The 11,160-nt window shown below is 43.2% G+C and carries 13 protein-coding genes; 6 read left to right on the top strand and 7 right to left on the bottom strand.

Annotation, left to right across the window (positions count from 1 at the left end; all coding sequences use genetic code 11):
- Positions 1 to 61: 61 nt before the first annotated feature.
- The 5 genes from IPL34_RS13140 to IPL34_RS13120 all read left to right on the top strand — a co-directional run bounded on the left by IPL34_RS13140 (position 62) and on the right by IPL34_RS13120 (position 4,760).
- Positions 62 to 352, top strand: coding sequence for a hypothetical protein (locus tag IPL34_RS13140; protein ID WP_296841901.1), 291 nt, complete (start codon positions 62 to 64; stop codon positions 350 to 352).
- 303 nt (positions 353 to 655) lie between these two features.
- Entirely contained in the window at positions 656 to 2,305 is a 1,650-nt protein-coding gene (locus IPL34_RS13135) for a toll/interleukin-1 receptor domain-containing protein (protein WP_296841900.1), read from the top strand.
- Positions 2,306 to 2,392: 87 nt separating this feature from the next.
- Positions 2,393 to 3,250, top strand: a complete 858-nt coding sequence (locus IPL34_RS13130) for an IS4 family transposase (protein WP_296841899.1) — start codon at positions 2,393 to 2,395, stop codon at positions 3,248 to 3,250.
- A complete protein-coding gene (locus tag IPL34_RS13125) occupies positions 3,247 to 3,531 on the top strand; it encodes a hypothetical protein (protein WP_296835791.1) in 285 nt (94 codons plus the stop codon). Before IPL34_RS13130 ends, IPL34_RS13125 begins: the two co-directional genes overlap by 4 nt.
- A 5-nt stretch (positions 3,532 to 3,536) precedes the next feature.
- The gene (locus IPL34_RS13120; protein ID WP_296841898.1) at positions 3,537 to 4,760 is read left to right on the top strand and encodes a tetratricopeptide repeat protein; all 1,224 of its coding nucleotides are present in this window, start codon (positions 3,537 to 3,539) and stop codon (positions 4,758 to 4,760) included.
- Here IPL34_RS13120 and IPL34_RS13115 read toward each other — a convergent pair.
- On the bottom strand, positions 4,714 to 5,841 hold the full coding sequence (locus IPL34_RS13115; RefSeq protein WP_296841897.1) for a hypothetical protein: 1,128 nt from the start codon (positions 5,839 to 5,841) through the stop codon (positions 4,714 to 4,716). The two genes, IPL34_RS13120 and IPL34_RS13115, sit on opposite strands and share 47 nt — an antisense overlap.
- Before the next feature lie 364 nt (positions 5,842 to 6,205).
- Here IPL34_RS13115 and IPL34_RS13110 point away from each other — a divergent pair, with 364 nt between their 5' ends.
- The gene (locus IPL34_RS13110; protein WP_296841896.1) at positions 6,206 to 6,574 is read left to right on the top strand and encodes a hypothetical protein; all 369 of its coding nucleotides are present in this window, start codon (positions 6,206 to 6,208) and stop codon (positions 6,572 to 6,574) included.
- Positions 6,575 to 6,600: 26 nt separating this feature from the next.
- On the opposite strand, the gene IPL34_RS13105 is transcribed toward IPL34_RS13110, so the two are convergent.
- From IPL34_RS13105 to IPL34_RS13080, 6 genes are all read right to left on the bottom strand, one after another.
- Positions 6,601 to 7,023, bottom strand: a complete 423-nt coding sequence (locus IPL34_RS13105; RefSeq protein WP_296841895.1) for an antitoxin Xre/MbcA/ParS toxin-binding domain-containing protein — start codon at positions 7,021 to 7,023, stop codon at positions 6,601 to 6,603.
- Complete coding sequence (locus IPL34_RS13100) at positions 7,016 to 7,306, bottom strand: segregation and condensation protein A (protein WP_296841894.1); 291 nt, start codon at positions 7,304 to 7,306, stop codon at positions 7,016 to 7,018. The genes IPL34_RS13105 and IPL34_RS13100 overlap by 8 nt, the downstream gene beginning before the upstream one ends.
- An 82-nt stretch (positions 7,307 to 7,388) precedes the next feature.
- Positions 7,389 to 9,050, bottom strand: coding sequence for a GMC family oxidoreductase (locus tag IPL34_RS13095; RefSeq protein WP_296841893.1), 1,662 nt, complete (start codon positions 9,048 to 9,050; stop codon positions 7,389 to 7,391).
- A gap of 97 nt (positions 9,051 to 9,147) precedes the next feature.
- The gene (gene vapC / locus IPL34_RS13090; protein ID WP_296841892.1) at positions 9,148 to 9,549 is read right to left on the bottom strand and encodes a tRNA(fMet)-specific endonuclease VapC; all 402 of its coding nucleotides are present in this window, start codon (positions 9,547 to 9,549) and stop codon (positions 9,148 to 9,150) included.
- Complete coding sequence (gene vapB, locus IPL34_RS13085; protein WP_296841891.1) at positions 9,550 to 9,786, bottom strand: type II toxin-antitoxin system VapB family antitoxin; 237 nt, start codon at positions 9,784 to 9,786, stop codon at positions 9,550 to 9,552.
- A 93-nt stretch (positions 9,787 to 9,879) separates the two neighbouring features.
- Positions 9,880 to 11,157, bottom strand: coding sequence for a replication-associated recombination protein A (locus tag IPL34_RS13080; protein ID WP_296843069.1), 1,278 nt, complete (start codon positions 11,155 to 11,157; stop codon positions 9,880 to 9,882).
- Positions 11,158 to 11,160: the final 3 nt, after the last annotated feature.

Here is an 11,160-nt window from a genome sequence, read left to right as displayed (position 1 = left end):
ATTAGATCTATTCTAGTTAACAACGCTGTACAACTCATGACTGAGTACTGGGAGATACATCATGTTGGTGCTGCTACAGCGCTGTTCTTATGCTCTTATGGTTATGGCAGGTCTTAGTTTGACTGGTGTGCATGCTAATCCTGCGAGTGCTAAGACTATTACTCCCTCTCAAGCCACCCAACTCGCGGGTAAAGGTATGCAATGGGTCAAAGCCCATTATGGCGAGCCACCTTCGATTTGGTATTCAGAAGGTAAGGTCAAACCCCAATGGCCTAAAATAACGGTGTGGGATTATGGCACATTTGCCGTATTTTTCGAGCAAAAAACTGTATTACACACAGTAATTCGTTAAAGAGGGCTTAAACCCCCTAAAGAAATCCACATTCCCCCTTCATGAAGCACCGACTTAGGGTTTTATAAGAAGGTATAAATGATGTCCTGCTCAGCCATACCCTGAGCAATGAAACCATCTCTAATACCGTTATACTCAATAACGACTTTGCTTTACTCCAAGGTCATGTAAAGTAAATTTAAATAGTCTTTGAAACCTTTGTATCGACCAATTCTTTAAGACAAGAATCCTCTACTAAAAAGACATAAACAGGGATAAATGGTATAGTTTAGACCATCTCAAACTGCCATTGATTAGTCCTTAATGCAAAACCAGAAACCCAAAGTATTCATCAGTTATAGTCACGACTCATTAGATCATCGTGATTTTGTACGTCGTATTGCAGACCGCCTGTGCCAAGACGGTATCGATTGCAGAATCGATGATTATATTAATGGCTTCCCTCCTGAAGGTTGGCTACGTTGGATGGAAAACCAAATTGAAACGGCTAATTTTGTACTACTAATGTGCACAGAAAACTATTTAAGGCACTATCGAGGACTTGAGACTGAAGGTGGTAAGGGTGTCAATTTTGAAGGTTTAGTAATCTCGCAAATTTTATATGAACACTATTACAAAAATACGAAATTCATTCCTGTCCTTCCTGAACAGGGTGATCGGAACCATATACCTATTTCACTCAGACCCTACTCTAACTACTGTTTACCGAGCCAGTATGAAGATGTTTACCGAGTACTCACAGGGCAGGCTAAATATATACAGCCCAAATTAGGAGATATTCGGGAGCTAGGTAGTGAGTGCCCCATATTTATTGACCGCCTTCCAACTGTGGCAGGTGGATTCTTTGGGCGCAAGGAGGAATTGCAACTGCTCGATAATGCTCTTTTGGGTGATGGTACTCGTATTATGCAGTTTATTGCCGCAGGTGGAACCGGAAAAACCAAGCTTTTACGTCATTGGCTGAATAAACAGGATGCTGCAATTACTAATCGTATTATTTGGTCATTTTACTCTCAAGGCTCGGCAGAAGATAAACAGGTCTCAGCTAGTCCGTTCTTTGTAGATGCATTTAATGCTTTTGGTATCGATTATTCGCAATTCAAAACTGAAGAAGAAAAAGCGGATGCATTGGTTAAACTTCTGGTTGATAGCAAAACACTATTAGTATTAGATGGTCTAGAACCCCTGCAATATGTGGGTAAAGGTATTGATGGGCGGCTCAAAGATCGAGCCATTACCCGATTATTACAAAGGCTAGCTTCTCAACACTCTAGCCTTTGCATTATTACCACGCGTATTCAAGTATATGAACTTTTAGATCGTAATAATGTTGTTTCTATTAATCTACAAAATCTAACCGTAGAAGATAGTATTAGGCTATTGAAAGCAATTGGCGTTCGCGGTGGTCAAGCATATCAATCTGAGAATGATCAACTAAAGGATGCGGTGAAGGAATATCAATGCCATGCACTTGCTCTACACTTATTAGGTAACGCTTTATGTACTTATTACGATGGTGACATACTTAAACGTAATAAAATTGATGAATTAATAGGAGATTATAATGTTACTGAGCACCACGCTTTTAAGGTTATGGCTGCCTATGAAAAATGGCTAGAAAACACACCTGAATTGCAATTACTCTATTTATTAGGCTCATTTGATCACCCTGTTGAAATTGAAGTACTAGAGGTTTTATGGAAGGCACAGATTTTTAATCTTACTAAAGATATTCCACATAAAGCTTGGTTAAACGCCATTATTAATTTACGCGAACGACATCATTTATTGTCAATACACGAAGGCTATCTTAACCTAATTGACTGTCATCCTTTGATACGTCAATATTTTGGTAAACAATTGCAAAAAAAACAACCAGACGCTTGGAAAAAAACACATGAGAACCTCTATTTTTATTATAAAAACAAACTCTGTACACGACAAAACCACTAACTTATTGATTTAGCATGTTTGTCATGGAGATGGTGAAAGTCCACCGCTCCTATGTTTTACTCTCTAGTTACCACACAGGAGAGCAAAATGGATCTGAGCGATGGACTACGTGACAGTTTAAAAGCCCACTTGAGTTGGGGCAAGCCCCGTTTGGATTGTTTTGTGGGAATGCTGCATGCCTTTCTGAGTGCGCGACAAATGAATTTGGCGTTGTTGGCGGTACACATAGATTCTGACACCGACATTGGTTCCCGCTATCGACGGATGCAACGCTTTTTTAGCCAAGTGTTCTTTAATTACAATGACATTGCCCATTTTCTTATGGGAATGTTCGCCTTTAGTGGTCAACAATACTACCTCACACTCGACAGAACCAACTGGAAATGGGGCAAATCCAACCTCAATCTCCTGACTTTGGCGGTTGTTTACCAAGGTGCGGCTATCCCCGTTTACTGGATGGTGTTGAACAAACGCGGTAATTCTAACCAACGTGAACGTATTGCCCTGCTGCAACGATTTATCAGCCAATTCGGGCGCAACAACATCTTGGGTGTGTTGGCTGACCGTGAGTTTATTGGTGGTCAATGGTGGAAGTGGTTGTCTTCCAAAGAGATTCCCTACTTGATTCGTATCAAGGGTAATCAGTTGATGACCGACAAACACAAAAAAGAGGCGCATGTCCGCTCGCTGTTTGCCAACCTCAAGCCGGGTAAACGGCGCGTTCTCCGTCACCGTCGCGACGTTAGCGGGGAATGGGTTTGGCTCAGTGGCTCAAAGCTGCCCAGTGGTGAGTTGTTGATTATCGCCAGCAACCACTACACGGCTGATCCCATTGGCACTTATCGGCTACGTTGGGAAATTGAAAACCTGTTCCAATGCTTGAAAGGGCGTGGTTTTCACATGGAAGCCACTCACTTCACCAAACCCCTCGCATCAAAAAGATGATGGCGTTGCTTGCCATTGGCTTCTGTTGGGCGCACAAAGTCGGCGAATGGAAGGAAAAAGCCGTCAAGCCTTTGAAGACGAAAAAACATGGACGCAAAGAGCAAAGTGTCTTCCGTTACGGCTTGGACTACTTGACCGATTTATTGAATGGAAGGGTACGGGAAAAAGTGGATAGGCTTAGGCTGCTGCTTCTGTTCCTTTGTCCACCACAATTCATGGCGATCGAGGATGGACGGATGAAACTCAGGCGATTTTCTTTTGAAAAAGATTCAATGAGTTAAGCGAATTGTCGTGTACAGAGAAAAACAAAGCAGTAAAAGACTTACCTGATACGCTAGAAGAAATGCAGACTTTATTTAGATCTATAGAGCATGGTTGTTTAATTGGGTTACAACAAGAAATACTAGATAATATTGTAAAAACTAGAATTCAGAGGGGTGATACTATGTTTCTCAATAAAAGAATTGGTGCTTTTAGTGACGCTTTATCAGTTGTAGCCAAATTTTTTGAAAACCCTTGGATAGAAGTATCACGTTATTTAGACAATGACTCAGCGGCGTATGTATTAAACAATGCTGGCTTTAACTTACGTGGTCTGGGTAGACTAACTGAAGCCTTAGAGCCTATGCTCAAAGCCTGTAAAATAAGAGAAAGTCAAAAAAACTGGAGAAATGCAGCAATAAACCATAGTAATATAAGTGAATTACTATTATGCCTAGGAAAAATAGATGAGTCTATTTCTCACTCTGAAAAATCTGTTAAACTTTCAGATCAAAGCCTTAATCCATTTCACCAAATGGGAAAGCGCACTACTTTAGCTGATGCTTTACATGAAGCAAACTTTATAGATAAATCATATAGCTTATTCAATGAAGCTTTAAAGTACCAAATTGAGTGGATGCCAGATACGCCTTTTTTAAATGCTTTAGCAGGTTATAGATTTAACAATCTTCTCTTAACTAAAGGAGATACAGATTTAGTTTTACAGAACTCTATGAAGTTATATTCTTTCGATAAAGAAAACAAAAAATTGCTTGGTTTAGGATTATACTCTTTACTAATAGGTTCTGCATACTTAAAAAAGAACTTATATGATTCTAGCCTTTTCTGGCTTAATCATTCAGTTATTAGTTTACACTCTGCTGGTCAAAAAATAATGTTGCCAAGAGGGCTTATAGCCCGTGCTACCTTACATCGTCACACAAACAACTTTAAACTTGCACACCAAGATCTCCAAGAGGTCTATGACATTGCCGAACCTAGTGGCATGCGCCTACATCTCACTGACTACCATTTAGAAATGGCAAGATTATTATTAGCAGAAAACACCGCCTATTTTTATCAAGCGACTACTGATTACAAGCGCTCACCCCAATATCATATCAATGAGGCTGAACGCCTAATCAAAGCCACAGGCTACCACCGCCGTGATCAAGAGCTAACCGAGCTTAAACAAACTATACTCACACCTTACCCACCATCGGATCTTCTAAGCTCCCCAATTGCTTAGCCAAGGCCTGCAAAAAGTAATGGCGTAGTGCTTGATGCTTAATTTGAGCAATAGGCACATGGCGTTCAGCTTGATACGCCTCTTTCAACACATTTACTTGTGCCTCAGGGAGGATTTGACATAAACGCCCTAGCCAATCCTTAAATAAACTCTCTAAATTAGTCTGTAACATCAGCAAATGCTCAATCGTGGCATTGTCCAAATGATGCTTAAAGCGCCCCAAAGGAAAAGCATATAGATTGGTGTCGCCTAAGTGACCGCTGCGATTTTGCGGCTTATGGCGTTCATCGCGTACATGTGGATAAGGATTAGCAGCATCAGCACTTTGATCGCTCTCTGGAATGATTTCACTTAAAGGCGCATAGCGATACTCATCATCGGCGGCAAAGGATAAAATCCACACATTGCCGGTCGCTAAATTGCCCCCAATGCGTAAAGGCCCTAAATAAATCGAGAGCAATTGACCCGAAGAATCCCGATTATTACTGAGCTTGCCCGATAGTAAACCATTCAGAGTAATCTTATGCTCCGCTTGGGTATCGATGCAGTTATTACCAATATTAATATTACGCAATACACCATCCGAGGCAAAAATACCCTGTAATAAACCCTTGGAAATTATGTGATTATTTTCAATGGTCAGATCCTCTAAAGTACCTGCCATGAATTGATAATTACCGACACTGGCCTTAGTAGGAATTAATTGCACACCATCCCGATGCGCTCGCTTGGCTAAACCCTGCTGCTGATCCAGTTCCGTACCTATCACAGTATCAATAATACGATTGCCCTTAATACACTGCCCACTGGCTTTGATATTAATCGCATCCTCACTAAAAGGTTGATCAATCACCTGATCACAAGGCGGTGCGACGCGATCGGTCTGATAGAGCACCCGTGCAATAGTCTCTAAGGGCTGTTGCAGGGGTAAATCAGGCGCATCGGCTTGGCAGGCTATTTCAAGCGTTTTTACTGGCTCACTCTGCTCTTCCTGCGGTTGAGCACCCCATAAACGGCTTAATTTATCCCAAAAACTCAGGCTCGGCTCCACCTTAGCAGGCGGTTTAGTTGGCTCTGTCATGACATATTCCTGTTTAATTCAGTTAGACAATATATAACCTTGGTAGCAAATCTTAGGTATTTTTCAATACTAATTAGTCGCTGAATTTGAGTGCTTATATTTCAATAATTGGAAGGTTTTCTAGCGCTATAAGCGTTACTCTATGCCCTAATAATAATTACAACTATCAACCAATTTTATACCTTTCGTCTGAGGATACTGACACTAGGTCAGTAAGGTATTAATCCGACTACCTAAGGTTAAGTAAGGTAACTGCCATCCTATTGGGGAGGAGAGTGTCAACCCATTACTATTACTAATGACATTGACTTAATAAAAGATCAAAAAATCAATTTTTCTGTTTGTACTTGAGGGGAAACAAATAATGAAAAACACTATTTTGCCAATACCTACCATGGCATTTTGCTTATTAATCCTGACGTATAGCACGGCCGAAGTCACTTTTGCAGCCTCCTCCAGAGTCAGAACGCCTCCCTCTGAGGTCAATTCATCCTCTCAACTTACCGCCAAACAACGCACCCAACCTATACACGCTTCTATCCTGACGACGCCCAACACTTATTGGTATAAGCTTTTAGTAGAAAATGAGAATTTTATGAAGTGGCAGGATATGGCACGCTATTTCTGGAAACAGCAGACGGGGGAACAACGCTTAATTAGCAATAGTCAAAAACGCGCTTATAAGCGCCAACCCCGTCCACTTGAATACTTTAAACAACCGCGCCTTAGATAAGTGATAGGTTAGTAACTCAGAAATGATTAGGCGGATTGCTCTTTAGACTTTTGGTATTGTGCATCGGCTAGGGCATAACCATAAGTACAATCGAGTTCAACGCGTACCTTGAGCAAGCCATCTACGCCCTCTTGCATCATGACCTCAAGAGGGGTTTTACCGGCAAAACGCCGATGTACCTGATTAAGCCATTTAATCTGCATCGCCGCACTAAACGGGTAAGTAGTGCGTAATGCCTCCCCTATCCCCACAATATGTCCCATACGCTCTAGACTGTCCGCCGATAAGGTCTTTAAGCCCGTGCGATAAGATTGGAGCTGGCGTGGCTTTACTTCTTCACTCACACCGAGTAGTTGCACACTTTTTTCTGGGCTGATTTCCCAAGTATCGAGTTGGCGTAGGACTTGTTGGGTTAATACATTTAACTCTTCCGAATTAAAATCACTCATGTTCAGTTCCTGCTTTTGGGGTGGCTTTAAAACGAATCACTTGCGCTTTAGTCGTGCGTTGTTCATCAGTGAAATGGGGATAGGCTTGTTGTACCCCCGCCAATTGCGCTAGCTCACGCTCACGCGCGGCAATCAGATCAAAACAATGTTTCACGTCCTCGACGGTATCGTCGCTCAAGGGATAGCGTTCAGTACGCTCATTGGGTGTCAAGTCACGCACAATCTTGGCTAAAGTTTTACGCATAGCCATTAAAATTTGGCGTTCTTTTGTGATTTCGTCCATATAGTTGACACCTAGACTAGGATTAAAAACACAGGAATAGCATAGCTTTAAGCCTTAGCCTATTGCCTAAAAGGATTAGATCTTAAGCCTTGCCACTATCGCGCAACATCCACGCCGCCGCTTTCTCGGCAATCATTAAGGTGGGGGAGTTGGTATTGCCGCTGGTAATAGTCGGCATAATACTCGCATCCACTACGCGCAAGCCCTGAATCCCTAATACTTTCAATTCACTATCCACCACCGCACTCAGATCAGAGTCTTTACCCATTTTGCAAGTCCCCACAGGGTGAAAAATGGTAGTGGCTATATCACCGGCTAATTTAATCAACTCCTCATCAGTTTGAAATTGAGTTCCGGGCTTCCACTCTTGCGGTTGATAAGGGGCTAGTGCAGGCTGTGCCGCAATCGCACGCACCTGCCTTAAGCTTTGCGCGGCAATCAACTGATCGTCCAGAGTACTTAAATAATGGGGAGCAATCGCTGGTGCATCGTGTGCATGGGGAGTTTTTAAGCGTACATAGCCCCGACTACTCGGATTGAGATTACACACACTCGCCGTCATAGCAGGGAAACTATGCAAAGGCTGTCCAAAGGCATCAAGGCTCAAGGGTTGCACATGATATTCCAGATTAGCATAAGGCTGCTCAGGGCTAGAACGAGTAAACGCTCCCAATTGCGAAGGTGACATGCTCATAGGACCAGTGCGCTTTAAGGCATATTCCCAACCGATTTTTGCTTTACCTAACCAACTATTCGCTAGGGTATTTAAGGTTTTAGCCTGATGGAGTTTAAATACTGCACGAATTTGCAAATGATCTTGCAAGTTTTCCCCCACTCCTTGCAATTCATGCACTAAGGGAATGCCCTTATGTTGTAGGAGACTAGCATCTCCTACACCCGATAATTGCAATAGCTGTGGTGAGCCAATCGCACCCGCACTTAAAATCACCTCGTGCCGCGCTTGAATCCGTAGTTTCTGTCCATTGTGACTTAGCTCAACGCCTGTACAGCGTTTACTAGCACCATTAACAGCAAAGTTGAGTTTTTGTACAGTCGCGTCAGTCCACACGGTCAAATTAGGGCGCTTTAAAGCGGGGCGTAAAAAAGCTTTAGCAGCATTCCAGCGCCAGCCTGCTTTTTGATTGACCTCAAAATAGCCCACACCATAATTATCCCCGCGATTAAAATCATCCGTATTAGGAATACCTAGTTGATTCATGGCGTTAGCAAAGGCATCGAGAATATCCCAATGCAAGCGTTGTTTTTCAATACGCCACTCGCCGCCATGCCCGTGCCAATCCGCATAGTGTCCTTCAGCACCTAGCTCAAAATCCCCCTGATCTAAGCGATAGTGATTTTCGTGGCGTTTAAAGTCGGGTAGCACTTGCTCCCATGACCATGCGGGATTTCCGGTGAGTGTCGCCCATTGCTCATAATCACGCGCCTGTCCACGCATATAGATCATGCCATTAATCGACGAACAACCACCCAAGGTTTTACCGCGTGGATAACGCAACTGCCTTCCATTTAAGCCTTGATCCGGTTCGGTGAAATACAGCCAGTCGGTGCGTGGATTACCAATGCAATATAAATAACCTACTGGAATATGAATCCAAGGATAATTATCACGTTTGCCCGCTTCCAACAGTAGGACGGAATAGCGCCCATTAGCACTGAGCCGATTAGCTAATAAACAACCCGCCGTACCCGCGCCAATAATAATAAAATCGTACTGTTGGGACATAGAGTACCCCTAAAAAAATTGCCAAGACCTTAGGGCTGATGCTGCTCTATTAAGAGTGCTAAACTTAGCCGCTCAATTTCAAGAGCGCTTACTAGCATTACACCACCCAATCCTCTATGCGTAATCCTGCGACTCGACTAAACTCACGAGTATTGTTGGTTACTAAAACCAGCCCTTGAGAACGCGCATGCCCTGCAATCATCATATCATAGGGACCTATCGGTTGACCGATAGCATATAGCTCCGCTCTAATTTGTCCAAAATGAGCCGCTGCATTCTCATCAAACGCCAATACTTCTAAACGAGCAGCTAGCCCTTCAATATCCCTATAATTTTGCTCAGGACGTTTAGAGCGTTCTGCACCAAAAATCAGTTCACCCCATGTTACGGTTGAAATGGCTAATTGCCCCTCATGGCGTTTAAATGCCTCACGTACCGAGGCAGGACGATTTTTAATCGTATAAATCACCATATTAGTATCCAGCAAATACTTGAGCATCTACAGTGACTCCCGCTCCTGATCACTAGGTTGCATACGCTCCTGCATAAAGTCAGGTGTACATTCGGAACGATCAAACCAATCATCCCAGCTTTCGTAAAGAGGGGTAATAATGCGCTGTTTACCGATTGCTATAATACGCACCTGTCGCACTGAGGCAGGTAGCTCCACACTTTTAGGTAAACGAACTGCTTGGCTTTGATTACTTTTAAAAAGCGTTGTTTGTGCACTACTCATTTGTATATCCTCAAACCATATACAATAAAACTAATCATAGCCAGAAGCCGATAGTCTGGGCAATAGAAACGAGTTAATTAGCTTCCTGACATCCTACTTAGAAGCTACTTGATTGAGTTGACGTAGGTGTTGTAATTTCGCACGTATTTTGATTTCTAAGCCGCGCTCAACTGGCTCGTAATAATGTTTACCCTGTAGCTCAGCGGGCAAGTATTGCTCACCCACGACATAAGCATCGGGCGCATCGTGAGCATAGTGATAGTCTTTGCCATAATCTAGCTGCTTCATAAAGCTAGTGGGTGCATTGCGTAAATGCAGCGGCACTTCCAGCGAGCCATATTGAGTAACATCGGCTTGAGCTAGCTTTAAAGCTTGATAGACTGCATTACTTTTGGGGGCACACGCGAGGTAAATCACCGCTTGAGCCAACATTAACTCACCTTCTGGACTACCTAAGCGTTCATAAGACTCCCACGCATTCAGTGCTAAGGTCAGTGCTCTAGGATCGGCATTACCAATATCTTCACTCGCCATACGAATCAAGCGCCGTGCGATATAAAGAGGATCACACCCTCCATCAAGCATACGCACTAGCCAATAAAGTGCCGCATCAGGGTCAGTACCACGTACTGATTTATGCATCGCTGATATTTGCTCATAAAAGACATCGCCCCCTTTATCAAAGCGGCGGGTACTTTCGCCTAAGACACTCTGCACAGTACTTAAAGTGATGATAGGTGCGTCTAATGCACTTTCAGCTTCAGCTAAATCAGCCGCAATTTCTAAGGTATTTAAGGCGCGTCTAGCATCACCATCTGCCCACTGTGCTAAGTACTCCAAAGCATCCGCTTCTAGGGTAATTGGCTGTGCTACAAGCGCATTTAAGCCGCGCTCTGATGCTAATGCTTGCTGGAGTACTTGTTGAATATCGTGAGCTGTCAATGCTTTAAGCACATAGGTTCTAAGCCTTGAGAGCAAAGCATTATTCAAAGCAAAGGAAGGATTTTCAGTAGTAGCACCAATAAAAATAATCAGCCCACTTTCAATCGCGGGCAAAAACGCATCTTGCTGTGCTTTATTAAAGCGATGTACTTCATCGACGAATACTACGGTGGATTGGGGTCGATGCTGCTCCGCCTCACTTAAAGCGGCCCGAATCTCTTTCACTCCAGCCAAAACTGCCGACAAATTAATCCAATGGGCTTGCCAATAGTGTGCAATCAAACGTGCCAGTGTGGTTTTACCCGTCCCCGGAGGTCCCCAAAATAATAATGAGTGATAATGCTGCCCCTCGATAGCTCGGCACAATGCTTTATTAGGGGCTAATAAATGAGATTGCCCCACGTACTCAGCTAAAGTCGTGGGGCGCATTCT

The sequence above is a fragment of the Thiofilum sp. genome, assembly GCF_016711335.1.
Taxonomy (GTDB): domain Bacteria; phylum Pseudomonadota; class Gammaproteobacteria; order Thiotrichales; family Thiotrichaceae; genus Thiofilum.
Note: the sequence above shows the minus strand (reverse complement) of the source record. Positions and strands in the feature narration are given on the sequence as shown.